Source organism: Plantibacter sp. MDV22-iso1 (assembly GCF_058408345.1).
The window spans coordinates 1,985,178-2,011,142 of the sequence record NZ_JBZVDY010000001.1 but is presented as its reverse complement, the minus strand read 5'-3'; the positions used below and the strand labels follow the sequence as shown (position 1 = coordinate 2,011,142).

Genomic DNA, 25,965 nt, shown 5'->3' with positions numbered 1-25,965 from the left:
ATCCCACACCATTCACAGAAGAACGGATTCGCTATGAACCTCAAGAGAACAGCGGTCGCCGCAGCGGTGCTGTCGGCCGTCGTCCTGAGCGGCTGCTCCTCCACCGGGTCGGAGGGCGGCAGTGCTGCTGCCTCCTGCGCCCCGGCCGAGGGCAAGGTCGACCTCAGCTTCACCTCCTGGATCCCCGGTATCGAAGAGGTCGTCGACGTCTGGAACAAGGAGAACCCCGACATCCAGGTCAAGGTCCAGACCGGCCCGAACGGCAACAGCGGTACGTACCAGAACTTCTTCAACCAGCTGAAGGCCGGCAACGCCCCCGACCTCGGCCAGATCGAGTACGACGCCCTCCCGAACTTCCGCGTGCAGAACGGCCTCATGGACCTCGGTGCGTGCGACGACGTCATGGCCGCCAAGGACGACTTCGTCGACTGGACCTGGGGTCAGGTCTCGCTCGGTGAGTCCGACTCGGTCTACGCCGTCCCGCAGGACTCCGGCCCGATGGCCATGTTCTACCGCGCGGACCTGTTCGAGCAGAACGGGATCGCCATCCCGACGACGTGGGCGGAGTACAAGGAGGCCGCCAAGAAGGTCCGCGCCACCGGTGCCTACATCACCAACTTCTCGCAGGGTGACATCAACCAGTTCGCCGGCTTCGTCTGGCAGGCCGGCGGCAGCTGGTTCGACAACGACGGCTCCGACTGGACCGTCGACCTGACCGACCCCGCCTCCAAGAAGGTCGCCGACTACTGGCAGGACCTGATCGACGAGGACCTCGTCTCGACCGTCCCCACCTGGACGACCGAGTGGGACAACGCGTACAACTCCAGCGCCGCCTGGACCTGGAACTCCGCCGTCTGGGGCGCGAACTCCATCGCGTCGGGTGCTCCCGACACCGCCGGCAAGTGGGCCGTCGCGAAGGCTCCGCAGTGGGAGGCCGGCGACTCCGCGGCAGGCAACTGGGGCGGTTCCTCGACCGCCGTCTTCACCGGTTCCAAGCACCCCTATGAGGCGTCGAAGTTCGCGCTGTGGCTGAACACCTCGGACGAGGCACTCACCATGCTCAACACGAGCGCCAACATCTACCCGGCGACGAAGGAGGGCCTGAACCTGCCCGTCCTCAAGGAGGGCGTCGACTTCTACGGCGGCCAGCCGATCTACGATGTCTTCGCGGAGGCTTCCTCCGAGGTGTCGGAGGACTTCGCCTGGGGTCCGACGATGACGCAGACGTACAACGACGTGTCCGACGGCTTCAAGGCTGCGGTCTCCGGCGACGGAACCCTGCTCGACGCCCTCACCAAGGGCCAGTCGGCGACGATCGACGCCCTCAAGGCGCAGTCCATCCCCGTCAAGGAGTAACAGAGCAGTGATCCACCACCTTCGTGCCGCGGGCGTCAGCCTGATCGTCGACGCCCGCGGCACGGAGGTGCCCACCATCCTCCACTGGGGAGCCGATGTCGGCGAACTCGCCACCGACTCCCTCACCGCCCTCGCCGACGGGCTGACGCCGGCGATCCCGCCCTCGTCCATCGATGCCCCGCCGCGCCTCAGCCTGCTGCCCACCGTGTTCGACGGCTGGAGCGGCCGCCCGGGTGTGGGCGTGCACCGGCCGGGCGGAACCGATGCATCGAACCTGCTCGCGCTGCGGCTGATCGACCAGCAGGCCACCGACACCTCGCTGATCCTGACGACGTCCGACGAGCGCGCCGCGGTGACGATCGTCTCGACGATCGAGTTGACCCCCCAGGGTGTGCTCCGCGTCCGGCACACGGTGCGGAACGACGCCGAGGTCGACCGACCCCTCGCCGTCGACGCCCTCGCCGTCGTGCTCCCGCTTCCCGACCGCGCCACGGAACTCCTCGACTTCACCGGTCTCTGGACGCACGAGCGCACGCCGCAGCGCCACCGCCTCGGGCAGGGCGCCTGGACGCGCGAGCACCGTCACGGACGACCCGGTCACGACGACGCGTTCCTGTCCGTCGCGGGCGCACCCGGCTTCGACTTCCGCTGCGGCGAGGTGTGGGCGACCCACCTCGCGTGGAGCGGCGACAAGGTGATCTGGAGCGAGCGCTCGCCACTCGGTCCCGTGGTCACCGGCTCCGGTGAACTCCTCGCGCCCGGTGAAGTCACGCTGGCACCGGGGGACAGCTACGAGTCGCCGTGGACGGTCGCCGTGTACTCCGACGCGGGTCTCGACGGCGTCTCCGCGCGACTGCACCCCTGGATCCGCTCGTGGAGCACGATCACGAAGCCCCGCCCGGTGGTGCTGAACACCTGGGAGGCCGTGTACTTCGACCACGACCTGCCGACACTGCTCACCCTCGTGGAGCAGGCCAAGCGCGTCGGTGTCGAGCGGTTCGTCCTCGACGACGGCTGGTTCACCGGTCGCACGGACGACCGCCGCGCGCTGGGCGACTGGTTCGTCGACCCGGATCGCTGGGCGGGCGGGCTGTCGCCGCTCATCGACGCGGTCACCGGTGCCGGCATGGATTTCGGGCTGTGGGTCGAGCCTGAGATGGTGAACCCCGACTCGGAGCTCGCGCGCACGCATCCCGATTGGGTCCTCGGGCATCCGGACGCTCCGACCTGGCGCTTCCAACGGGTGCTCGACCTCGACAACCCGGACACCTTCGCCTACCTCCTCGGACGCCTCGACGCGTTGCTGACCGAGTACGACATCGCGTTCCTCAAGTGGGACCACAACCGCGACCTCCTCGGCGGCTCGGCACACCGGCAGACGACGGCGCTCTACCGACTGCTCGACGAGGTGCGCGCCCTGCACCCCGGTATCGACATCGAGTCGTGCGCCTCAGGTGGCGCGCGGATCGACCTCGGCGTCCTCGAACGGGTCGAACGGGTGTGGACGAGCGACACGAACGACCCGCTGGAGCGGCAGTCGATCCAGCGCTACACGGGGCTCGTCGTTCCACCGGAGTACCTCGGCGGTCATCTCGGTGCGGCCCGTTCGCACACCACCTGGCGCACCTCGGACCTCTCGTTCCGCCTGGCCACGGCCCTCTTCGGCAGCGCTGGCATCGAGTGGAACCTCAACGAGGCGAGCGAGCCGGAACTCGAGCTGATCGCGACCTGGATCGCGCACTACAAGCGCCTCCGCCCGCTGCTGCACACGGGCGAGATCGTCCGCATGGACAGCGCCGACCCGGCACTGCACGCGCACGGGGTGATCGCCCAGGACCGCTCGTCCGCGATCGTCGCGCAGGTGGCGCTCGCCGCACCGCTCACGGCGATCCCCGCGCCGCTGCGCGTGCCCGGCCTCGATCCCGAGCGTTGCTATCGGGTCCGCCCGCTCGACCTCGGCGCGCCCGCCCGGTCGATCCAGGACGTACCGCCCCGGTGGTTGGTCGAGGGCTCGGTCGTGCTCACCGGCCGTGCGCTGGCCGAGGTCGGGATCGCGATGCCGCTCCTCGCTCCCGAGCAGGCGCAGCTCTTCACCCTCGACGCGGAGTAGCCGCCGCTTTCATTCGCCCATCTTCGGGCGAATGTGTGTTCGTTCGCCCCTGTTTGGGTGAACGGAGCACGGTCAGTCGATGCCGATGTCCTCGCCGACGACGGTGATCTGGGCCGGGACGGGCCAGGGGTGGTCGCCGACGGGTGCGAGACGGACGAGCTCGGTGACCCGGGGCGCCGGCGCACCCGCGGAACCGATGAGCCAGCCGCCCACGAGGAAAGTGGTGCCGGGGACCGACCAGACGGCGATTCCGGTCACGCCGAAGTCGCCGTAGGCGCCGTCGGAGAACCGCACCGTGACGAGGTCGCCGTGTGCGAGCTCGGCGAGCTGAGCGGCGACGGCACCGGGGTCGGGGTCGACGGGGTCCAGCTCGGGGATCGTCTCGAGGACCTGGAGCGGCTTCGTCGGCTTGCCGTTCTGGTCGAGCGCCGTACCGGCCAGGAGGAGCCCGCCGATGATCGGCGAGCGGCGAGCCCGGCCGACGAGATCGAACACGCCGTAGCGGGGCACGCTCAGACGCGCTTGCAGTGAAGCAGCGTCCTCGGCCGACTCGATGGCGGCCGTGAGGCCTTTGATGTCGCGGCGAGCAGGAGCGCTGAGGTCGTAGTTCACCCATCAACTCTCCCATGTCCACTCCGGCAGCAGACAGACACTCTCAAGCAACAAGTTCAATCAAGTATGAACAGTCCGTTATGGAACCGTGACCAGTCTGCGTTGACCTGTCCCGGGGGCACCCGGCATGCTGAACAACACTTGGCCGCTGATACTGGCGCCGCCGCCCAGGACGACCCGCATGCAGCGGACTGCTCCTCACAAGGATGTGAGTATGACGACTTCACAATTGGTTGCAAATTCAAACAAGCCGAGGCGGATGCCGGACGGGATGTTCGCGTTCGTCCTCGTCCTCCCAGGACTCGCGCTCCTCGTCGCGGTCGTCGCCTATCCGCTGCTGACCGCTCTCGTCACGGCGTTCTTCAAGCAGAGCCTGGTGGTGCCCGGCCGCGAGTTCGTCGGATTCCAGAACATCATCGACGTGCTGCAGGGTGACTTCCTCAAACTGCTCGGGCAGACGATGGTCTTCACGCTCGGCACGACGATCGCCCCCTTCGTCATCGGTTTCGCACTGGCCCTCGCGCTCAACACCCGCATCCGCGGTGCCAAGGTGATGCGCGGACTCATGCTGATCCCTTGGCTCGTTCCCGGCGTCGTCGTGTCGTTCCTCTGGATGTGGATCTTCAACGCGAACTACGGAGTGGCGAACGCCATCCTCGGTCTGTTCGGAATCGACGCGCAGGCGTGGCTGGCACAACCCCAGACGGCCATGTTCGCGGTGATCGTCGCGAAGACCTGGCAGTCCTTCCCCTGGATCATGGTCATGCTGCTCGCCGGCCTGCAGACCGTGCCACAGGAACTCCATGAGGCGGCCGAGATGGACGGCGCCGGGACCATCCGACGCTTCTTCTCGATCACGGTCCCGCAGCTGAAGGGCATCATCGGCCTCGTCCTGCTGCTCGAGTTCATCTGGAACTTCCAGCACTTCGACATCATCTACGTCCTGACAGGCGGCGGCCCGGCTGGGAGCACCCAGACCTTCGCCACCGCCGTCTACGAGACCGCCTTCCGCGGCTTCGACCTCGGCCACGCGGGCGCCCTCGGGCTGCTCTGGCTCATCCTCCTGATGGCGCTCGTCGTCGTCTACGTCCGATTCTCGGAGAAAGGCGAGCAGAAATGAGCGTCTCCACCGCCCCGCCGGCACCGCAGGACACCACGCCGGACCCGCAACCGCCGTTCGTCGCGACCGAGCTCGGCACGCTGCGACGCCGTCCGTCGCTCTTCCGCTCGGAGAGCCGGGCGGTCCGGATCAGCGCTTGGGTCGCGGTGATCGTCTGCGGCGGCTTCGGGCTGCTGCCGGTGTACTGGTTGCTGGCCACCTCGCTGACCCCACGCGCCCAGGTCTTCTCGTACCCACCGAAGCTCTTCCCCACGGAGATCAGCTTCGAGGCCTACACCGCCCTCGCATCGAACCCGGACCTGTTCGGTTACCTGCGGAACAGCATCATCGTGTCCGTCATCACCGCCCTGCTGTCCGTGATCGTCTCGGCCTACATGGGCTACTCGTTCTCGAAGTTCCGCTACCGCGGGCGTCGATCACTCATGTACTTCGTGCTCGCCTCGCAGATGTTCCCGCAGGCGTTGCTGCTGATCACCCTGTACTCGGTGTTCAGCGCCTACGGGCTCCTCAACACCTATGCAGCGCTGGTGCTGTCGTTCACGACGTTCACCCTGCCGCTGTGCGTCTGGATGTTGAAGGGGTTCTTCGACACGATCCCGGACGAACTCATCGAGGCGGCCCGCGTCGACGGGGCCTCCCGCCTGCGGATCATCCACTCCATCGTTCTCCCGTTGTCCGCACCCGGCCTGGTCGCCGCGGGCCTGTTCGCCTTCGTTCGCGGGTGGAACGACTTCATCTTCGCGCTCACGCTCGCGGGACCCGACAAGCAGACACTCCCGCCCGGCCTCGTGAACACCTTCGTCGGTGAGGCGGCCACGGCCTGGCCCGAGCTCATGGCCGCGTCCCTCGTCGTCTCCCTACCCGTGGCGATCGCGTTCATGGCCCTGCAGCGTCACCTCGTCGGCGGACTGACCGCCGGCGCCGTGAAGGGCTGAGCGCAGTACACCGGACCGGCCCGCCGCCGGCCTCCCCATAATCCGTCCCACCAACCCAGACACGTCCCACCAGGATCACGCTCGAGGAGGAGCCATGTCCCACCGCACCCCGTCCTTCGCCACCGCCGCACAGCAGACCGTCATCACCCGCCGCCGTGCCCTGCAGTTCCTCGGCATCGGCGTCGCCGCAGCCACCCTCGCAGGATGTGCACCCACCGGTGCTGCACCCGGGGCTGGATCCATCCCGAAGGCGACCGCCGGCGGCACCGCGACCGACTTCGACTTCGCGAGCTGGTCGCTCACCGAGAAGGCTTCGGCACCCGCCATCCAGAGCCTCCTGCAGAAGTACGAGGGCAAGGCCAAGATCGACGTCGGTGAGGTGTCCTTCCCCTACAACGAGTACATCAACCAGCTCATGCTGCAGGTGCGCGGCGGGCAGTTCTCCGGTGTCGCCCACGTCGACGTCGCTTGGCTCGGCTCGCTGGCGAGCCTCGGCAAGCTGCAGGACGTCTCCGGGCTGACCGAGGGACGCGGATACACGAAGGCAGGCCTCACGGCCGCGACATTCGACGGCGTGCAGTACGGCCTCCCGTGGACGATCGGCGCGATCGGCCTCGTCACCAACCAGGCGATCCTCGACCAGGCCGGCATCGGCGAGTTCCCCACGACGATCGACGAGTTCGAGGGGTCGCTCAAGCAGCTCAAGGGTCTCGGCAACGGCATGATCCCCTACGCCGCGTCGACGAAGGCCGCGCAGCTGAAGGACATCCTCATCTGGATGCAGACCTTCGGCAGCCCGCTGGTCGACGGGGACACCGTCACGATCGGCGACGACGCGAGCATCGAGGCGGTCACCTGGTACAAGAGCCTGTACGACCAGGGCCTCATCGCCGCCGACGTCGACCGCTTCGACGCACGCTCACTGTTCGCGCAGGGGCGCACCGCGATCTACGACGACGCGATCGTCGGACGGAGCGCCGTGACCGGCGAATCACCCGACCCCGACTTCGCGAGCAAGCTGCAGCCGGTCTCCCGGCCGGTCCTCAAGCAGGGTGACACGCCGCGTGCGCTCGTCTGGGGTGGCGCGCTCGCCGTGGTCGACGGTCCGGCCGCCGGCACCGCAGCGGACTTCGCCCAGTGGGTGACGTCCGACCCGGAGACTGTGCTCGAGGACTTCGCCGCCCGAGGTCTGCCGCCGGCGACCGAGGACGCGCTCAACTCCGACGCCGTGAAGAACGACTCGTTCGCCACGAACTTCAGTGACCGCATCACCAAGACGAGCTCGACGAACCCGTTCTGGAAGTTCGTGCAGTACTCGCAGATCGAGACGAAGATCGCGGAGAAGGTGCAGGCGGTCCTCGTCGGGCAGGAGAAGCCCGCTGAAGCCATGAAGTCCGCAGGCGAAGCCGCTCAGAAGCTCGTCGGCTGAGCCGCGGATCGACGATCGGACGCTTGTGACCGGCACCGGGGGAACCATGCGACGCAGCTCATCGAACACCGTCCGCGCGCTCGCCGCGGCCGCGCTCACGGTCCTCGCGCTGGGGGTGACGGCGCCGGCGGTCGCCGCCCCCGGAGGACCGGTGCGTGGTGACGCGGGCGGGAATGCGGTGACCGACACGGTCGAGACCGTGCCCGTCACCGTCGACACGTCGAACCAGGCCGGCTGGTGGCGACCGCTCGACGTCGTCGACGGTGTCTCCTACTTCGCCTTCAACGCGCCGGCGTCCACCGCGTCCAAGCACGAGGTGCACCTGGCCTCGCGGGGCGCGGACGGGACGTGGACCGAAGGGTGCCTGCGCTCGACGGCCGGAGGTGCCTGCGTGACCTTCACCGACGACAACGGCCACAACCAGCCCTCGATCGTGGTCGACGGAGACGGCGTCATCCACGCCTTCGTTTCGATGCACAACGAGCAGTGGAACGTGTTCCGCTCCTCAGTGCCCGGCGACGTCACCTCGCTCGTGGAGGCGACGTCGTCCATGCCCGACCTCGACGCGGCGATCACCTATCCGGTGACCGCGCGCGGGCCGGACGGCGACGCCTGGGTGCTCGTGCGCGTCGGGACGGACGCGCAGGGGCGACGAGAGGGTCGGCTCTACCGGTACGACCTCGACACCGGTGTCTGGGAACGCGAAGCGGTGGTCGCCGCGGCGACCGGCTACTCCTTCTATCCCGACGACCTCGAGGTGGATGCCGACGGCCGCGTCCACGTGCTGTGGGAATGGGGCCCGTTCCCGGCGGACCCGGCGCGGCACCTCGGGTCGTACGCGACGTACGACCCGTCCGACGGTTCCTTCGCCGACGTCACAGGGACCGCGCTCACCGGACCGATCACCCCGACCACCCCGGGATCCGTCGTCTGGCGCCCCTTCGGTGCCGGCGAGGCCATCGGCAGCTACACGCCGGCGCTGCAGACCGCGAAGCTCGCCCTCGACGGCACAGAGCTCGCGGGGATCGTCTACCGGTTCGTCGAAGCCGACGAGACCGCATACGACGTGCGATACACCTCGTGGGACGGCGGTGCCTGGAACGACGAGTCGCTCATCGACGCCTCCGCGCTCGGTTCCGGCGTCTCGACCGTCGCCGCGATCGACGCGACGAGCTCCGGCGGAGTCGACCGCGTCTACGCGGTCCTCGCCGTACAGGTCTGCGGCGAGAACCGCAGCCAGGTGGTCCGGCTGGAGCGCGAGACGGTCGGCACCCCGTGGACGGCCCGCACGGTCGGCACCGATCAACTCGGCCAGCAACGGCTGCGGGCGGAGACCGTCGACGGCACGGATGTGCTCTACCTGAGTGCGCCACTCAGCGAGACCACTCGCGGCACCGTCCGGTACGCGGCGATCCCGCGAGCGGCGTCGGCCGAGACCGGCGGGACCTCGCTCCAGGACATCGTGTCGGGCCTTCGTGGCGAGGCATCCGGCACGAACGTGGCGCTCGGTGCGACCGTCAGCGTGTCGTCGTCGCTGCGAGCCGACACCGGCGGGGCACTCGCCGTCGACGGCGTGTGCACGGACGCGAGTCGCTGGATCTCGGCGGTCGGCGACACGGCACCCACGATCACGGCCGCCTGGCGGGCCCCGACGGCGCTCGCCGAGGTCAGGGTCAAGAGCGGCTACGCCGGGGGAGTCTCGACCGATTCGGTGCTCCGTGACTTCACCGTCGAGGTCCGGACGGGCGGTGCCTGGGTCGAGGTCGGACGGTTCGACGACAACACCGCCGGTACCGTCACCGCGACCGTGGACGGACTGGTCGTCGACGCGGTGCGCCTGCTCATCACCGACCCCTCCGCCTCGGCGACCGACGTCGCGCGGGTCTTCGAGATCGAGGCGATCGCGGCACCCGCCACCGAATCCACGAGGAACGACGATGTCCCGAGATAGCGTTGTGCTCAGTCGGGACCGCAACGGTCCCGAGCGGCCGGGATCCACCCGGTCAGCAGTGAGGAGCAGCACCATGTCGGACGCCGCTTTCGGCTCTCAGCGATCGGCACCGGTACCGCGCCGTTCGCGCACGGGCATGGTGGCGCTCGCCGTCCCGAACCTGGACGAACCGTACTTCGCGGAGCTCACGACGCTCCTCGTCCGCGGCGCCGACGAGCGTGGACTGTCGATCCTCATCCAGCACACTGAGGGCGACCACGATCGCGAGGTCGACATCGCCAACGGGGTGGGCCTGCCGCTAACGGACGGACTCATCCACATCCCCCGCTCGCTGACGGTCGGCGACCTGACGCGGCGGACCTCCCCGGGTCCGCTGGTGCTCCTCGGCGAGCACATCCAGGTGAGCCCGTTCACGCACATCTCGATCGACAACCGGGCGGCCGCCGACGCCGCGACGACCCACCTCGCCGAGGTCGGCTGCTCCCGCATCGCGTTCATCGGACCCAGGGACGAACGTCCGTCCGACGCAGCCGATCAGCGGTACGCCGGGTATCGGGACGTGGTCGCGCGGCTCGGGCTCGCGCAGGAGCCGTCGCTCATCGGGCACGTCGACGCGTTCACCCCCGAGGAGGGACGCCGCGTGATGCGTCGGATGACCGCCGAGGGCGTCGAGCTCGACGGTGTCGTCTGCTCCAACGACTCGATCGCCTTCGGCGTGCTCGCGGCCCTCCAGGAAGCCGGCCGGCGGGTTCCCGAGGAGGTCGCGGTGATCGGCATCGACGACGTCCACGCCGCCCAGTTCTCGACCCCGTCGCTCACCACGGTCGCCCCCGACTACGACGCGATCGTGCGCGCGGCCTTCACCGAGCTCGAACGTCAGATCGCCGCCCCGCCCGGTGCCGACACGCCGGTCCGGCACGTGGTCGTCGACGCGCGGATCGTCGCGCGGAACAGCACGGCGCGCTGAGGTCCATGAGCGGAAGGACAGGCCGGCGCTCCGCTGTGCCGGGGTGCTGGAAGCGGCGCGGTCAGTCGTCCATGCGGTCGTCGTCGACCGAAGCGGAAGCGACCGGCGCGAGCCAGACCTCGCCGAACTGCGCGCGGAGCGTGGTCTCGATGTCCTCGGTCACGTCGTCATCCATGACGAGGTGGTCCACCTCGCGGAGGTCGACGATCGTCGTCAGTCCGACGGCACCCCACTTCGAGTGGTCGGCGAGGACCACGGAGCGACGCCCGGCGCCGACGAACGCCCGGTTGGTCTCGGCCTCGAGGAGGTTCGAGGTCGTCAGTCCCGCCTGCAGGTCGATCCCGCGGACGCCGAGGAAGACGACGTCGCAGTGCAGGGACTCGATCGCCCGCACGGCGACCGGACCGACGAGGGCGTCCGAGGGGGTACGGACGCCGCCGGTCAACACGACCGTCTGGGTGTACGGCTCGTCGGCGCGGTCGGGCCGCGCGAACACGTCTGCCACCGGGAGGGAGTTCGTGACGATGGTGAGCTCCGGGATGGCGCGCAGCTCCTGCGCGAGGGTCCAGGTGGTGGTGCCGCCGGACAGGCCGACCGACATGCCGGGCTCGACGAGGACGGCCGCGCGACGGGCGATGGCGCGCTTCTCGGCCAGCAGTCGGCGTGCCTGGTTGGGGAAGCCGAGCTCGACACGGTCGGGCAGCCGGGGCGTGGTGGCGCCACCACGGACGCGGTCGACGAGGCCCTCCGTGGCGAGTTGCTCGATGTCGCGCCGCACGGTCATCTCGCTGACGCCGAGCGCGGTCGCGAGGTCGACGACGCTCGCCGCACCGTTGCGGCGCACCTCCGACATGATCTGCGATCTGCGTTCCGCACCGAGCACAGCGTCCTCCTTCGACCCGGTTGCCAGTCTGTCACGAGCGCGTGCCGGGCTGAGGCACCGGCGATCCACGACGACGAGACGGAGGCGGATGACGCATGCGTGAGGTACGACATCGGGACTGGTTCGGCGATGTGGTTCGCGACGGCACCTACGGCTACGACCTCGAGGCGCTCCTGGCCGTCGAACCGGTCGTGCCGCCGGCCGGATTCGAGGAGCTGTGGCGCGGGTGGTACGCGGCGGCACGTGAGGTTCCTCCGGATCCGATCTTGACCCCGATCGGCCGGCAGGGCGCGCACGAGGTCTTCGTCGTCGAGCACACGGTCGCCGACGGCCTCCGTCTGCGCGGATGGCTCGCGATGCCGGCGGGCGGGCCTGCACGCTTCGGGATGGTGCATGGACACGGGTACGGCGGGCGGGAGGCGCCCGACTGGTCCCGCGTCCCGGACGACGCTGCCGTCATCTTCCCGATCGCCCGCGGCCAGGGCGTCTTCAACGCGGGACTCGGAGCGCCGACACCGGAGGACGGGCATGTCCTGTTCGGCATCGACAGCGTAGAGCGGTACGCGCTCGGCCGGTGTGCCGTCGACCTCTGGCACGCGGCGTCGGCGCTGCTCGACGTCGTCGGACCGCTCCCGCTCTACTTCGTCGGTGAGAGCTTCGGCGGCGGGATCGGTGCGCTCGCCCTGCCATGGGACGACCGCTTCGTCGGAGCGACGCTCGTGGTGCCGAGCTTCGGTCAGTACGACCTGCGTCTGCGCCTGCCGTGCGAGGGGAGCGGAGAGCGGGTTCGACACCACGTCGCCGAGCACCCGGAGGCGCGTGAGGTCCTGCGGTTCTTCGACGCGTCGACGGCCGCGGGGTTTGTCCACGTGCCGGTGCGGGTGGAGGCCGCGCTCTGGGACGGACACGTGCCACCACCCGGGCAGTTCGCCGTCGCCAACGCTCTCGAGGATATCGAGCTGAGCGTCCTCCCCGCCGGGCACACCGAGTACCCGGGGCTCGATGCCGTGCTGGCGGAGTCGTATGCGGCGACGAGGGCGCACGCGCTCCGGTCGGTCGCGCGGGCAGTGGGAGGAGCTGCAGGCGCGAGGTGAGAGGGTGGATGGATGATAGCTGCCCTCACGCTCCCCGTCGCCCTCTCCACACCGGGGCAGGAACTGCTGCTGCGCCGGGCCGACCTGGCCGACCTCGACGCGCTGATGACGCTCCTCGCCGACGACCCGATCAGTGCGTCCCGCGGTGACCTGGCGAACGAGAGCGATCTCCCCGCCTACGAGCGTGCGCTCGCGGACCTCATCGGCGACCCGGCGAACGAGATCCTGCTGGTCGTCGACGCGGCGGAGGCCGTCATCGCGACGATGCAGCTGACGCGCATCCCCGGGATGGCTCGCCGCGGCTCAACCCGACTGCTCATCGAAGCCGTGCGGGTCTCCTCCGCGCTGCGATCCGGCGGCGTCGGAACGGCGATGATGCGCTGGGTGACGGACGTCGCCGCTCCGGCGACCGGCTCCTCGATCGTGCAGTTGACCTCCGACGAGGCCAGGGTGGACGCCCACCGCTTCTACGAGCGCCTCGGCTTCGTCGGTTCGCACCGCGGCTTCAAGTACGCCGTGACGGCGGCGAGCTGAGATGGAGTTCGTCCGCGCACTCGCCCGCTGGCTCCTCGGAGCTGTCCTCACCTTCGCCGGCGTCGGCCACCTCACCTTCGCGCGGCAGTCGTTCGTCGCCCAGGTGCCGCAGTGGTTGCCCCTGCCGGTCGACGTGGTCGTCGTTGCGTCGGGAGTCGTCGAGATCCTGCTCGGCCTCTCGCTGATCCTGCTCGCCCGGTACCGCGTCGCCGTCGGCTGGATCGTCGCCGCGTTCTTCGTCGCGGTGTTCCCCGGCAACATCGAGCAGTTCGTCCGCGGCACCGACGCCTTCGGGCTCGACAGCGATGTCGCGCGCGGTGTCCGACTGGTGTTCCAACCGCTCCTCGTCGTCTGGGCGCTCTGGTCGACGGGAGCGTGGCGAGCGTGGCGGACCAGCCGCCGCCGGTCGTCGTCGACCGAGTCCGGCCTCGGAGCCGCCTAGTCATCCGGCCCCACCGGGTGTCAAGGGGCCTGAGGTTCCAGGCCTGATCCGGCAGGGTTGATGCATGCGATGCATTACATACGCGGGTGAGAACGTTGTGACGACCGATGAGGTCGCGGGCCTCCTGGTGGAGCTGACCGCCGAGCTCGCCAAGCGAGGTCGGGCCGAAGCGGTCACGATTCCGATCGTCGTGGAGTCCGATGCCGAGGATGCATCCGCCCAACTCGTGATCGGTCTCGGCAACGACGTGCTCTCAGTGCCGCACGACTGGGACCGCGACGTGCCGGACTTCAGCGAGGCCGAATCGCGTCTGCAGGGCTATCTCGACGACCTCCGCCCGTCCACGACGGCGTACGAGCCACGCGACTCCCTCGAGACCTCGGACGTGCTCGAGGACCCCGACCTCGACCTGCGCGACTTCTCCCGCTGAGACGGACCCGCACGACAATGCCGGCGTCGACCCATCTGGTCGACGCCGGCATTCGTTCGGGTCGCTCAGCGCGGGAGCGGCAGCTTGGCCGTCTCGCGGGCCCGCAGCACGACGATCAGCGTGATGAGCGCGGCCGCCATCACGTAGAACGCGGGGGCGAACCGGTTGCCGGTCGAGGCGATCAGGAATGTCGCGAAGTACGGCGTGATCCCGCCGAACACGGCGACCGACAGGTTGTACGCGATCGCCATCGAGCCGTAACGGATGCTGGTCGGGAACAGCTCGGCCATCGCAGCACTCGACGCACCGTCGTAGGCGGCCATGAAGACACCGAGGATCACCATGGCGATCGCCGCCGCCGCGAAGTTGCCCGCGCTCATGAGCATGAGCGTCGGGTACGTCAACACCAGGAACCCGACGCAACCGGCGATCATCACCGGCTTCCGCCCGATGCGGTCGCTCAGCAGGCCCATGAACGGCACGAGGATGGCGATCGCGAGCAGCCCGAGCACGGTGACCGCGTAGCTGAGCGGTTGCGAGTAGCCGAGATCGGTCTGGAGGTACGACGGCATGAAGGTCTGCAGGATCCAGTGGCCGACGGCCTTGATGACGACGAAGCCGACGCAGAAGAGCAGCGCCTTCCAGGACGTCCGCAGCGAGGTCCGCAACGGTGACTTCGAGACGGCCCCCTTCGCTTGGATCGCCTGGAACTCGGGGGTGTCCTCGAGCTTGTTCCGCAGGTAGAGGCCCGCGAGGCCGAGCGGCAGGGCGAGGAAGAAGAGCGCGCGCCAACCCCACTCGTTGAGGGCGTCCGTGCCGAGCGTCGAGGTGAAGAGGAGCACGAGGCCCGCACCGACCACGAAGGCCGCGAAGCCGAACACGTCGATGAAGCTCGTCACGAAGCCGCGCCGGTTTGACGGGGCGTACTCGGCGAGGAGTGTGGTGGCACCCGAGCTCTCGCCACCGGCGGCGAAGCCCTGCACGAGTCGTACGATCACGAGCAGGATCGGCGCCCAGAGGCCGATGAGGTCGAATGTCGGCAGGAGACCCATGACGACCGTCGCCCCGGAGGTCACGAGGATCACCGTCGCGAGGACCGTCTTGCGCCCGATGCGGTCTCCGAGCGAGCCCCAGAAGAGGCCACCGAGCGGACGCATCACGAAGCCGGCCCCGAACACCGCGAATGCGGAGAGGAGAGCCGCCTGGGTGTTGCCCTGCTGGAAGAAGTTGAGGCTGATGACGGTCGCGAGCGTGCCGTAGAGGCCGAAGTCGAACCATTCGACGAAGTGACCTGCCCCGGCCGCCCAGATCACCTTCCGCATACGGCGTGATCGCTCCGCGTCGTCGTAGGGGGTCTGTGCGCTGTGCGCGGCGGCTTCGGCCAGGGCTGCAGCCTGGGTCCTGCTCTCGTCCATCGGTCCTCACATCGTTGTCGGGGTGCTTCGAGGTTCACCTGCCGAAGAATCTTACCCACTGAATGGGAAAGTCGTACCGCTGAATGGTAGCGTGGCACTCGCCCGGTGGTCGCCACCTGTTCGACGGCCTCCAGGATCACGCATCACGAAGGAGTGTCATCCATGCAGCACCGCACCCAGACCGCAGACGTCGTCGTCATCGGCGGTGGCCTCGCGGGCGTGTCAGCAGCCGTCGCCGCCGCCCGCCTCGGTTCGCGGGTCTCGCTCGTCACCAATCGCCCGGTACTCGGTGGGAACTCGTCGAGCGAGGTTCGGGTGTGGGTGGTCGGAGCGACCGCGCACGGCCACCAGCGGTTCGCACGGGAGACCGGGATCATGGGGGAGCTCTTCCTCGAGAACCAGTACCGCAATCCGGAGGGCAACCCGTTCTACTGGGACCAGACCGTCCTCGACCTCGTGCGCGCCGAGCCGAACCTGCAGCTGCACCTCAACACCGACGTCCGCATCGTCACGATGGAGAAGCCGGCGGACGGTGAGGAGTCGCCGTCGCCGCGGATCGCGTCCGTCACCGGATGGACGATGGGCAGCGAGATCGAGACCGAGTTCGTCGCCCCCGTCTTCATCGACTGCACGGGAGACGGGCTGGTGGGGCATCTCGCCGGTGCCACCTCCCGCATCGGGCGCGAGGGTCGCGCCGAGCTCGGCGAGCCGTGGGCGCCCGAGGTGGCGGACGACGAGCTCCTCGGCAGTTCGATCTTCTTCTACACCAAGGACGCCGGACGCCCCGAGCGGTTCGTCGCCCCCGACATCGCGCGCGACATCCGCGAGACCCCGATCCTCACCAACCGGATCATCCGGACCGGCGACAACGGCTGCAACTACTGGTGGATCGAGTGGGGCGGCGAGCTCGACACCGTCGCCGAGAACGAGCAGATCCGAGACGAGCTGTGGAGCGTCGTCTTCGGGATCTGGGACTACATCAAGAACTCCGGCGAGTTCGACGCCGACACCCTCACGCTCGAGTGGGTCGGATCCATCCCGGGGAAGCGCGAGTACCGCCGGCTCCTCGGCGACCACACCCTCACGCAGAACGACCTGCTCGACCAGGTCGACTTCGAGGACACCGTGGCCTTCGGAGGTTGGTCGATCGACCTGCACCCCGTGGAGGGCGTGTACGCCGAGACCGCCGGTGCGCAGCAGCGGTTCAGCAACGGCACCTACGGCATCCCCTTCCGCAGCCTGTACTCGCGGGACGTCGACAACCTGCTGTTCGCCGGACGCAACATCTCCGCCTCCCATGTCGCGTTCGGGTCCACCCGCGTCATGGCGACCTGCGCCACGCAGGGTCAGGCGGTGGGGACGGCTGCGGCGCTCATCGCCCGCAACGGGCTCACGCCGCGTGAGCTCGCCGGGCAGGCGCTCCCGCTCCTGCAGCGCACGCTCCTCCGCGAGGACGCCCCGGTCATCGGCATCACCACGGACGACCCCGACGACCTGGCCGGGCGGGCGACGGTCTCCGCCTCGAGCGCGCTCGACGCGATCTCCACGCTGGAGCACATCGGCTCCGGCGAGCGGTTCACCCTCGACCGCGACGTCGCGATCCTCGTGCCCGTCGCTCCGTCACTCGACCAGATCACCCTGCTCGTCGACGCCGCACGCGACACGACCCTCCGCGTCGAACTGTGGGGCACCGGTAAGCGCCAGAACGCCGTCCCGGTCGAGCACCTCCTCGATGGAGCCGCGGAGATCGCCGCCGGGGTCGGCGTGTCGGCCACCGTCCGTTTCGGATGGACGCCCGATATCGAGCAGAACGCCGTGCTCGTCGTCCGTGCCAACCCGGACGTCAGCCTGCTCCTCACCGAGGGCCACCCCTACGGCCTCCTCGTCCTGACCGCGAAGCACGCGTCCGACGAGGTGTTCGACGACCACATCCCCGAGGAGCAGGACCAGGCGATCCTCGACTGGAACGCCCGGAAGCTCCGCGGCCGGAGCGTCGCGCTGACCGTCGGTGGAGACACCACGGCGTACCGCCCGGAGCGGATCGTCGACGGCTACCAGCGACCGTACGGGGGACCGCACCTGTGGTCCTCGGAGCGACTCGCTGACAGCCGCGATCTGGTCGCCGAGCCCGAGGCCCTCACACTGCACTGGGACGAGCCCGTCGATGTCGCGTCCGTGCGGATCGTGTTCAACGACGACGTCGACGTGGACCTCATCAACCTGCACCACCACCGCACCGACTTCGAGGCGGTCCCCGAGCTCGTCGCCGACTACCGACTCGAGGGGAGACGCGCGGGTGCGGCTGAAGGGACGTGGACGGTGTTGGCCGAGGTCGAGGGGAACCGCCACCGCCACCGGATCCACGACGTCGAGCCCGTGCGGGTCGACGCCCTCCGTGTCGTCGTCACGGCCACGAACGGCTCGCCCTACGTGAGTGTCGCGAGTGTGAAGGTCTTCGAACAGCCGAGCGGGCGCACCACCCGGCCGCGCCGAGCCCGACCGCTACGCTGAACACGGCCTCCGAGGCCGGACATCCGAACCGACACCGACACCGACACCGTGGAGGACCCGTGGCAGGTGAGATCCAGCAGGGCATCGGCCGTGCGGCATCCGTGCTCGCCGTGCTCGGCGCATCGACCACCGGACCGTTGCGGGCCTCCGACATCGCCCGTGCCACCGGTCTCGGCACCTCGACGACCGCACGCCTCCTCGGCACGCTCGAGGAGCTCGGCTATGTGACGAAGGCGGCCGACAGTCCGTCCTACGCCATCGGGGCGACCATCCTGGCGCTGGCGAGCGAAGGGCTCAACCAGAACCCGGTGCACCGGGAGTCGCGCGCTCCCGCCCAGGAACTCGCGCAACGGATCGGGCTCAGCGTCAACGTGGGCGTCCTCGACGGCTCGAGCCTCATCTACCTCTGCCACTTCGAGGGAGCCCTCGCCCCGAAGTCGCACTCGATGATCGGGCTGCGCCAGCCGCTGCACGCGTCCGCGCTCGGGAAGTGTCTGCTCCTCGACCTCGACGCGGACGGTCTCCGTGCGCTGCTCGGTGACGAGCCGCTCCCGCGCTACACGGCCAACACCATCACGGAGCACGCGGCCCTCACCGCGGAGCTCGCGGCGGCGCGGGAACGCGGCGTCTGCATGGAGGACCAGGAGCTCGCGTTGGGTCGTCTCGGGATCGCGGCGCCGATCCGCGACGCGAACGCCAGAGTCGTGGCGGCGATCTCGATCTCGGGTCGGCTGAGCCTGATGCGCGAACGCGACCTCGACGTCCTCACCGAGGACCTCATCGAAGTGGCCGACCGCATCAGCGTCGGTCTCGGCCTCATCTCCGCGATCCCGTCCTCCTGATTCGTCCTCCCGCATCCGATCTCACGAACCGAAGGTGACCAGTGGCGCAATTCGACCTCCCCCTCGCCCAACTCCAGCAGTACCGGCCCGACCGCGAGGAGGCACCGGACTTCGACGCGTTCTGGGCGGACACCCTCGCCGAAGCCCACGCCCTCGCCCAGCCGACGGTGCGCGAACGATCCGACCCTGAGCTGACCGGTCTCGTCGTCGAGGACGTCACGTTCTCCGGATTCGGCGGCGACCCGATCAAAGGCTGGTTCATCCGACCGGCGGGCGCGACCGAGCCGCTCCCGTGCATCGTGCACTACATCGGGTACAGCGGCGGACGCGGGCTCGCCCACCAGTGGACGATGCACCCGTCCGCGGGCTACGCCGTGTTCGTCATGGACACCCGCGGCCAGGGGAGCGCGAACCTGCCGGGCGCGACGGCCGACCCGTTCGGAAGCGGTCCGCAGGTCGCCGGCAAGATGAGCGCCGGGCTCGACAGCCCAGAGACCTACTACTACCGTCGGGTCTTCACGGATGCGGCGCTCGCCGTCGACGCGGTGCGCAGCTTCCCGGAGGTCGACCCCGCCCGGGTCGTCGTCGCCGGTGGGAGCCAGGGCGGCGGCATCGCGCTCGCCGCGGCCGGGCTCTGCGAGGGACTCGCGGCGGCACTCGTCGACGTCCCGTTCCTGTCGCACTTCCGTCGCGCCCTGCAGATCACCGACGCGAGCCCCTTCGCCGAGCTGAAGACGTACCTCATCAGCCGACGTGGTCACGAGGAGGAGGTGTTCCGGACGCTCTCGTACTTCGACGCGACGAACTTCGCCGCCCGCGCGACCGCCCCCGCACTGTTCTCCGTCGCGCTCTGCGATGCGGTGTGTCCGCCCTCGACGGTGTACGCGGCGTTCAACCACTACGCGGGCACGCAGAAGGACATCGCCGTCTACCCGTACAACGGGCACGAGGGTGGCGGGCCGGTGCAGCAGCAGGCGCAGCTGACCTTCCTCGCGGACCTCCTCGCCTGACGCTCCGTTCGCCCATGTTCGGGTGAGCGAGCTCCCGTTCGCCCGACGATGGGCGAGCGGGCGTGGGACGATGTGCACGTGACTGAGACCGGCGGCACCGACTCGACCCTGACGACCACCCGGCGTCGGACGCGGGCCGGCATGATCGCGGCGATGGCGCTCGTGCTCTCGTTCGCGGCCGGAGCGACCGACGACTTCGCGTTCCTCCAGCTCGGCGGCGTCTTCACCGCGAACATGACCGGCAACTTCGTGCTGGCCGGACTCACGAGCAGACCGGACTTCGGCGAGGTCCTGCTCGGGGCGACGGTCGCCGTGCTGCTGTTCTCCGTCGGGACGTTCCTGGCCTTCCGCTTCACGAGGCTCGTCGCCACCCCTGGGCGGCCTCCGGAGGCGCCGCAGCACCGGCTCGTCCTCGTCCTCGGCGGTGCGGTGGTCGCGCAGGCGTGCGTCCTCATCGGATGGATCGTGTCCTCCGACCTGCGCACGACGCCCGTGATCTGCGTCCTCATCGCGCTCTCCACGCTCGCGATGGCGGGGCAGACGGCCGTCGCGCGACGCATCGAGCGGTCGGGCGTGACGACCACCTTCGTGACCGGCACCCTCACGAGTCTCATGCAGAGCCTCGCCGACGGTGTCCACGACCACCACCTCATCCGCATCGGCGCGATCGTGCTGCTCGTGACGGGCGCCCTCTGCGGCTCGCTCCTCACCGGCGTGGACCCGATGTTCGGTGCGGCGCTGCCCCTCCTCCCGTCGATCGTCGGGCTTGTCCTCCTCCGGCTCGCGCCGACGGCCTCCGACGGCTGATCCACCGCTCCTCGCGCGCGTGCCCGAGACGCGCCGCCGTCAGTGGGTGAGCTGCGCCCGGATGAGGATGGGGAAGTGGTCGCTCGCCTCCGAGGTGGGTTCCTGCTCGTCCACGAGGGCTTCGATCGGTTCCAGTCGGGTGTGCGGCGCGACGCTGCCTGAGCGGCCGAGCACCCAGTCGATGCGTGCGTTCCCGGGACGCTGCGGACCGTAGCCCTGGAACGTGCCGATGCTGTCGCTCTCCAACGGCGAGAGGTCGACGAACCCGGCGTCCGCCAGGGCGTCGTGCGCCGCCGATCCGCGCTCGGTGTTGAAGTCGCCGGTGAGGAGGACGGGCACGTCCACGCCGGAGAAGCGGTCGGCGATCAGTTTCGCACTGCGCGTCCGGACGTCGTCGCCGTGCGGCGTACCTTCGTGGTCGAGGTGGGTGTTGGCGAAGACGAGCTCGTCGCCGGTGCGGCGCTCGCGGAGCCTGACCCAGGTGACGAACCGCGCGTGCAGTGACGGCCAGGTGTTCGAGCCCGGTTCGTCGGGGGTGTCCGACAGCCAGAACTCGCCGGCGTCGAGCTGCTCGAACCGCGAGCGGCGGAAGCACACCGGTCCGTACTCGCCGGCCGAACCGCCGTCACGGCCCTGCCCGAACCAGTCGTACTCGGCGAGGCCCGGGAGCAGGTCGTGCAACTGATGCTCGCGGACCTCCTGCAGCCCGAGGAGGTCTGGAGCGTTGCGGGCGATGACCTGCGAGACGAGCGGTGCACGGTCCACCCACTCGTGACCGGGCTGGGCGACAGCGGTGCGGATGTTGTAGCTCATGACGGTCAGGACGTTCTGGGTCAGGATGGATTCGCTCACCCGGCCAGCGTAGGGGAGCCGGGTGACGGGGAGCTGTCCCCATGTCGCCGAGCGGTCCGCCTGCCTAGACTCGCCCCATGACCTTCGACCTCCGCGACGCCCAGGCCCGGATCCTCGCGCTCAACAGCGAAGAACTCCCCTTCATCTACGACCCGACACCCGACGGGATCGTCGCGCACTGGCGCTACGCCGACCAGCGCTGGCTCGGCTTCATCGGTGCCGGGATGTTCAGTGCCGAGTACGAGCTGCGGGTCGAGCTGCACCCCGAGGACGGCGAGTGGGAGTTCCACGAGCAGTCGTCCTCCTCGAAGACCACCGTCGGCCTCGACGGGCTCTCGACGAAGCGCACGTGGCAGTCCGGCCCCCAGAAGACCTTCACCTTCGGTGGGCGCGCCGCGCCGATCGCACAGTCGACCGACCGGAACGGCACCACGACCGGCCACCTCATGGGCTACCAGTTCACGACCGACGAGGTCAAGCAGCCCGTGATCGATGCCCTGACCGCCGCAGGCTGGAAGCAGCGCAAGGGGTTCTTCGGCAAGCTGTTCGGGGGCTGATCAGCCGGCCCTGAGTCGCCCGGAACTGCACGGAGATCGCTGAATTCCATGCAGATCCGGGCGACTCACGCACGCACGACGACCGCCGCTAGGCTTTCAGGAACCTCGCCGCCGAACGGACGGATGGACCAGTGCTCGTCACCATCACCTCGACCGCGCCCTCGGCCGCCGACCTGGGGCACCTCGTCCGTAAGCATCCCGCGCGGGCGCAGAGCTTCGACCTCAGCGTCGGGCGCGCCCACGTGTTCTACCCGGAAGCGAGCGACGAGCGGTGCACCATCGCCCTGCTGCTCGAGGTCGACGCGATCGCGCTCGTCCGCCAGAAGCGCTTCGGTGGCGGTGACGCCGCGTCGCTCTCCCAGTACGTGAACGACCGACCGTACGCGTCGTCGTCGATGGGCGCCGTCGCGATCGGGCAGGTGTTCCGCAGCGCCATGACCGGCCGCAGCGACTCCCACCCCGAGCTCGCCGCGGCAGCGCTCCCGCTGACGATCACCGTCGCCGCGGTGCCGTCGCGAGGTCTGGAGCAGCTGGCGACCCGACTCTTCACCCCGCTCGGCTGGACCGTCGTCGAACGGGTGATCCCGCTCGACCCGACGGTCCCCGCGTGGGGCGACTCGCGATACGTCGACCTGGAGCTGACCGGTCACCTCCGCCTCGCCGACGCGCTCCGCCAGCTCTACGTGCTGCTGCCCGTGCTCGACGACGCCAAGCACTACTGGGTCTCCGACGACGAGGTCGGCAAGCTCCTCCGTGCCGGCGAGGGGTGGCTGGCCGATCACCCCGACCGGGACCTGATCACCAAGCGGTATCTCGCGCACCAGTCGCGGATGGTCACCGATGCGCAGTCGCAGCTGGACCCGGAGGCGCGGACCGACGGCGCCGACGGGGACGACACGGCCACCGCGTCACAGACGAAGCGTGCCCCGGCGCTCGCCGGCCTGCGCGCCGAGGCGGTCCTGCAGGCGCTCACCGACGTGCGGGCTCGGTCGGTCGCCGACGTCGGGTGCGGCGAGGGTGCGCTCCTCACGCGACTGCTGGCGGATCCCCTCGTCACCACGGTGATCGGCACCGACGTCTCCGCACGCGCGCTCGCATCCGCGTCGCAGCGGCTCGGGCTCCGCGACGCGAGCGACCGCGTCCGTGAGCGTGTCCAGCTGCTGCAGTCCTCGGCGACCTACGCCGACACCCGGCTGCGCGGACTCGATGCGATCGTGCTGATGGAGGTCGTGGAGCACATCGACGCCGAGCGCCTCGATGCACTCGAGGCTTCGATCTTCGGTGCTGCGGCTCCAGAAGCCGTGATCGTCACGACGCCGAACCGCGAATACAACGCGCTGTATCCGTCGTTGCCGGCGGGCTCGTTCCGGCACCCGGACCACCGCTTCGAGTGGGACCGTCAGGAGTTCGCGACCTGGTGCACCACTGCGGCCGAGCGGTACGGCTACGGCGTCGAGCACCGCACGGTCGGCGACGTCGACCCGCAGCTCGGCTCGCCGACGCAGCTCGCCGTCTTCCGGAAGGCCATCGCATGAGTGACCTCGAGCACACCCCCGCCGCCCTGCCGATCCCCGAACTGTCGCTCGTGGTCCTCATCGGCGTGAGCGGGTCCGGCAAGTCGACCTTCGCCGCCACGCACTTCGGCCGGTTCGAGACCCTGTCGAGCGACTTCTTCCGCGGGCTCGTCTCCAACGACGAGAACAACCAGGCCGCCAGCGCCGACGCCTTCGCCGCACTCCGCGATGTCGCCGCTCGCCGCCTGGACGCCGGGCTCCTGACGGTCATCGACGCGACCAACGTCCAGCCGGCCTCGCGCAAGTCGCTCATCGATCTGGCACGCAACCACGACGTCCTCCCCGTCGCCGTGGTGCTCGACGTCCCGGAGCGCGTCTGCATCGAGCGAAACGAGGCCCGCGAGGACCGCTCGTTCGGTGCCGCCGTCATCACCCGGCAGCAGGACCAACTGCGTCGGTCGATGCGGCACCTCAGCAAAGAGGGCTTCCGGAAGGTCCACGTGCTCTCCGGCGTCGAGGCGATCGCGCAGGCGTCGTTCGTGCGTGAGCCGCTGCTCAACGACCGCCGTCAGGAGCGCGGTCCCTTCGACGCGATCGGCGACGTGCACGGGTGCCGGAGCGAGCTCGAGACGCTGCTCACAAAGCTCGGGTACGTGATCGAGCGCGACCTAGCGGGCCGACCGATCGACGCCGCCCACCCCGAGGGCCGCCGCGCGATCTTCCTCGGCGACCTCGTCGACCGCGGGCCGGACACCCCTGGCGTGCTAAGGCTGGCGATGGGGATGGTCGGCGCGGGGCATGCCTTGGCGGTGCCCGGCAACCACGAGTCGAAGCTCGTCCGTGCGCTGCAGGGCAAGCGGGTGCAGACCAGCCATGGGCTCGCCGAGTCGCTCGCCCAATTGGCCGAGGAGCCGGAGGAGTTCCGGGCCGAGGTCGAGCGGTTCTGCCGCGAGCTCGTCGCGCACCTCGTCCTCGACGACGGGAAGCTCGTCGTCGCGCACGCCGGCCTGATCGAGCAGTATCACGGACGCGCCTCCGGGCGGGTGCGGTCGTTCGCGCTGTACGGCGACACCACGGGGGAGACCGACGAGTTCGGTCTGCCCGTGCGGCTGCCCTGGGCGGAGGACTACCGCGGCAAGGCGACCGTCCTCTACGGCCATGTGCCGACCCTCGACGCCGAGTGGGTCAACAACACGATGTGTCTCGACACCGGCTGCGTCTTCGGGGGCAAGTTGAGTGCCCTGCGGTGGCCGGAGCGCGAGGTCGTCGACGTCCCGGCCGAGCAGGTCTGGTACGAACCCGTCGTGCCGCTCGGCCGCCCGACCGGTCCCGCCGGCGAGCAGCGGGATCCCGGGCTGCTGCGCATCGACGACGTCCTCGGCAAGCAGGTCGTCGAGACCCGCGTCTCGGGCCGGGTCGGCATCCGCGAGGACGCGGCGGCCGGCGCACTCGAGGTCATGAGCCGGTTCGCGATCGACCCGCGGCGCCTGGTCTACCTGCCGCCGACGATGAGTCCGCCGAGCACCTCGAAGCGGAAGGAGCTCCTGGAGCACCCCGCTGAGGCGTTCGAGGCGTATCGCCGGGAGGGGCTCGACCGGGTGGTCTGCGAGGAGAAGCACATGGGCTCGCGTGCCGTCGTGCTGCTCACGCGGGATCCGGCACCCTTCGGTGCTCCCGCGGGATGGCGTGGCACCGTCCACACCCGCACCGGTCGGCCGTTCTTCGACGAGGAGACGACGCAGACGCTCCTGACGCGGCTCGACGCCGCCGTGGAGCGAGCCGGTCTCTGGGAGGAGCTCGACGCCTCCTGGGTGCTCTTCGACAGCGAGCTGCTGCCGTGGTCGGTGAAGGCCGAGAGCATGATCCGGGAGCAGTACGCCTCGGTCGGAGCTGCCGCGACCGCTGCGCTCCCGGCGGCCGTCCGCGTGCTGGAGCAGGCGGCGGCGACCGGTGTCGACGTCTCGGACCTGCTCGAGCGGACGCGCCGTCGGGCCGAGGCCGCTGACGCCTACGTCGCGGCCTACCGTCCGTACACCGCGCCCTCGAACGGTCTGGAGGGCGTGCAGCTCGCGCCGTTCCAGCTCCTCGCCTCGACCGGCACGAGCCACCTGGGCCGCGACCACGCCTGGCACCTCTCAGTGGCGGACCGCCTTGCGGACGCCGACCCGGAGCTCATCCGTCGGACCCGCTCGATCGAGGTCGACCTCACCTCGTCGGCCTCCGAGGACGCCGCGACCGCGTGGTGGGAGGAGCTGACCGGTGCGGGTGGTGAGGGCATGGTGGTGAAGCCCGTGGCCGGCCTCGTCCGCGGTGAGAAGGCGCTCGCGCAGCCCGGCATCAAGGTGCGGGGCCGTGAGTACCTGCGCATCATCTACGGCCCCGACTACACGGAGCCGCACAACCTCGAGCGCCTGCGTGATCGGGACATCGGCCACAAGCGGTCGATGGCGCTGCGTGAGTACGCGCTCGGTGTCGAGGCGGTCGAGCGGTTCGTCGCCGGTGAACCGACCTGGCGGGTGCATCAGGCCGTCTTCGGCGTGCTCGCCATGGAGTCCGAGCCAATCGACCCGCGCCTCTAGCGTCGACCCCGGCGG

General features: G+C 69.6%; 22 protein-coding genes. 18 read left to right on the top strand and 4 right to left on the bottom strand.

The window, feature by feature from the left end; translation table 11 throughout:
- Positions 1-33 precede the first annotated feature (33 nt).
- Both AC4PMY_RS09675 and AC4PMY_RS09670 read left to right on the top strand, forming a co-directional pair.
- Complete coding sequence (locus AC4PMY_RS09675) at positions 34-1,356, top strand: ABC transporter substrate-binding protein (protein WP_079000404.1); 1,323 nt, start codon at positions 34-36, stop codon at positions 1,354-1,356.
- A 7-nt stretch (positions 1,357-1,363) separates the two neighbouring features.
- The gene (locus tag AC4PMY_RS09670) at positions 1,364-3,466 is read left to right on the top strand and encodes an alpha-galactosidase (protein ID WP_491622580.1); all 2,103 of its coding nucleotides are present in this window, start codon (positions 1,364-1,366) and stop codon (positions 3,464-3,466) included.
- Between the two features lie 72 nt (positions 3,467-3,538).
- On the opposite strand, the gene AC4PMY_RS09665 is transcribed toward AC4PMY_RS09670, so the two are convergent.
- A complete protein-coding gene (locus AC4PMY_RS09665) occupies positions 3,539-4,078 on the bottom strand; it encodes a hypothetical protein (RefSeq protein WP_064293998.1) in 540 nt (179 codons plus the stop codon).
- 214 nt (positions 4,079-4,292) lie between these two features.
- On the opposite strand from AC4PMY_RS09665, the gene AC4PMY_RS09660 reads away from it, so the two are divergent.
- The 5 genes from AC4PMY_RS09660 (at position 4,293) to AC4PMY_RS09640 (ending at position 10,480) form a co-directional block, all read left to right on the top strand.
- Positions 4,293-5,198 carry a carbohydrate ABC transporter permease gene (locus AC4PMY_RS09660; protein WP_079000409.1) on the top strand — a complete coding sequence of 302 codons (906 nt, stop codon included), beginning with the start codon at positions 4,293-4,295 and terminating at the stop codon, positions 5,196-5,198.
- Positions 5,195-6,133, top strand: coding sequence for a carbohydrate ABC transporter permease (locus AC4PMY_RS09655; RefSeq protein ID WP_083397394.1), 939 nt, complete (start codon positions 5,195-5,197; stop codon positions 6,131-6,133). Before AC4PMY_RS09660 ends, AC4PMY_RS09655 begins: the two co-directional genes overlap by 4 nt.
- Positions 6,134-6,227: 94 nt before the next feature.
- Positions 6,228-7,562, top strand: a complete 1,335-nt coding sequence (locus AC4PMY_RS09650) for an extracellular solute-binding protein (protein ID WP_064293996.1) — start codon at positions 6,228-6,230, stop codon at positions 7,560-7,562.
- Between the two features lie 46 nt (positions 7,563-7,608).
- Positions 7,609-9,513 carry a BNR-4 repeat-containing protein gene (locus AC4PMY_RS09645; protein ID WP_491622579.1) on the top strand — a complete coding sequence of 635 codons (1,905 nt, stop codon included), beginning with the start codon at positions 7,609-7,611 and terminating at the stop codon, positions 9,511-9,513.
- Positions 9,514-9,586: 73 nt separating this feature from the next.
- Positions 9,587-10,480 carry a LacI family DNA-binding transcriptional regulator gene (locus tag AC4PMY_RS09640; RefSeq protein ID WP_121292846.1) on the top strand — a complete coding sequence of 298 codons (894 nt, stop codon included), beginning with the start codon at positions 9,587-9,589 and terminating at the stop codon, positions 10,478-10,480.
- A 61-nt stretch (positions 10,481-10,541) separates the two neighbouring features.
- On the opposite strand, the gene AC4PMY_RS09635 is transcribed toward AC4PMY_RS09640, so the two are convergent.
- Positions 10,542-11,363 (bottom strand): DeoR/GlpR family DNA-binding transcription regulator, encoded by an 822-nt coding sequence (locus AC4PMY_RS09635; RefSeq protein ID WP_491622578.1) that lies wholly within the window; start codon positions 11,361-11,363, stop codon positions 10,542-10,544.
- A gap of 95 nt (positions 11,364-11,458) precedes the next feature.
- Here AC4PMY_RS09635 and AC4PMY_RS09630 point away from each other — a divergent pair, with 95 nt between their 5' ends.
- The 4 genes from AC4PMY_RS09630 (at position 11,459) to AC4PMY_RS09615 (ending at position 13,863) form a co-directional block, all read left to right on the top strand.
- Positions 11,459-12,457: an acetylxylan esterase gene (locus tag AC4PMY_RS09630; protein ID WP_071261958.1), complete on the top strand. Its 999-nt coding sequence runs from the start codon at positions 11,459-11,461 to the stop codon at positions 12,455-12,457.
- 12 nt (positions 12,458-12,469) lie between these two features.
- The gene (locus tag AC4PMY_RS09625) at positions 12,470-12,991 is read left to right on the top strand and encodes a GNAT family N-acetyltransferase (protein ID WP_491622577.1); all 522 of its coding nucleotides are present in this window, start codon (positions 12,470-12,472) and stop codon (positions 12,989-12,991) included.
- Position 12,992: 1 nt separating this feature from the next.
- Positions 12,993-13,433: a DoxX family protein gene (locus AC4PMY_RS09620; RefSeq protein ID WP_491622576.1), complete on the top strand. Its 441-nt coding sequence runs from the start codon at positions 12,993-12,995 to the stop codon at positions 13,431-13,433.
- Between the two features lie 64 nt (positions 13,434-13,497).
- Entirely contained in the window at positions 13,498-13,863 is a 366-nt protein-coding gene (locus AC4PMY_RS09615; protein WP_064293989.1) for a hypothetical protein, read from the top strand.
- Between the two features lie 65 nt (positions 13,864-13,928).
- Here the strand turns inward: AC4PMY_RS09615 and AC4PMY_RS09610 are convergent, their stop codons facing one another.
- Positions 13,929-15,278, bottom strand: a complete 1,350-nt coding sequence (locus AC4PMY_RS09610) for an MFS transporter (protein WP_082915862.1) — start codon at positions 15,276-15,278, stop codon at positions 13,929-13,931.
- Positions 15,279-15,440: 162 nt separating this feature from the next.
- Here AC4PMY_RS09610 and AC4PMY_RS09605 point away from each other — a divergent pair, with 162 nt between their 5' ends.
- The 4 genes from AC4PMY_RS09605 (at position 15,441) to AC4PMY_RS09590 (ending at position 20,448) form a co-directional block, all read left to right on the top strand.
- Complete coding sequence (locus AC4PMY_RS09605) at positions 15,441-17,789, top strand: FAD-dependent oxidoreductase (protein ID WP_491622575.1); 2,349 nt, start codon at positions 15,441-15,443, stop codon at positions 17,787-17,789.
- A 59-nt stretch (positions 17,790-17,848) separates the two neighbouring features.
- Positions 17,849-18,631, top strand: coding sequence for an IclR family transcriptional regulator (locus AC4PMY_RS09600; RefSeq protein ID WP_491622574.1), 783 nt, complete (start codon positions 17,849-17,851; stop codon positions 18,629-18,631).
- A 41-nt stretch (positions 18,632-18,672) separates the two neighbouring features.
- The gene (locus AC4PMY_RS09595) at positions 18,673-19,641 is read left to right on the top strand and encodes an acetylxylan esterase (protein ID WP_071261950.1); all 969 of its coding nucleotides are present in this window, start codon (positions 18,673-18,675) and stop codon (positions 19,639-19,641) included.
- Positions 19,642-19,719: 78 nt separating this feature from the next.
- A complete protein-coding gene (locus AC4PMY_RS09590) occupies positions 19,720-20,448 on the top strand; it encodes a YoaK family protein (protein WP_491622573.1) in 729 nt (242 codons plus the stop codon).
- A 39-nt stretch (positions 20,449-20,487) separates the two neighbouring features.
- On the opposite strand, the gene AC4PMY_RS09585 is transcribed toward AC4PMY_RS09590, so the two are convergent.
- A complete protein-coding gene (locus AC4PMY_RS09585) occupies positions 20,488-21,300 on the bottom strand; it encodes an endonuclease/exonuclease/phosphatase family protein (protein WP_491622572.1) in 813 nt (270 codons plus the stop codon).
- A gap of 77 nt (positions 21,301-21,377) precedes the next feature.
- On the opposite strand from AC4PMY_RS09585, the gene AC4PMY_RS09580 reads away from it, so the two are divergent.
- The 3 genes from AC4PMY_RS09580 (at position 21,378) to AC4PMY_RS09570 (ending at position 25,950) form a co-directional block, all read left to right on the top strand.
- Positions 21,378-21,857: a hypothetical protein gene (locus AC4PMY_RS09580; protein ID WP_491622571.1), complete on the top strand. Its 480-nt coding sequence runs from the start codon at positions 21,378-21,380 to the stop codon at positions 21,855-21,857.
- Positions 21,858-21,988: 131 nt separating this feature from the next.
- Positions 21,989-23,392, top strand: a complete 1,404-nt coding sequence (locus AC4PMY_RS09575; RefSeq protein ID WP_491622570.1) for a 3' terminal RNA ribose 2'-O-methyltransferase Hen1 — start codon at positions 21,989-21,991, stop codon at positions 23,390-23,392.
- Entirely contained in the window at positions 23,389-25,950 is a 2,562-nt protein-coding gene (locus tag AC4PMY_RS09570) for a polynucleotide kinase-phosphatase (protein ID WP_071261945.1), read from the top strand. Before AC4PMY_RS09575 ends, AC4PMY_RS09570 begins: the two co-directional genes overlap by 4 nt.
- Positions 25,951-25,965 lie beyond the last annotated feature (15 nt).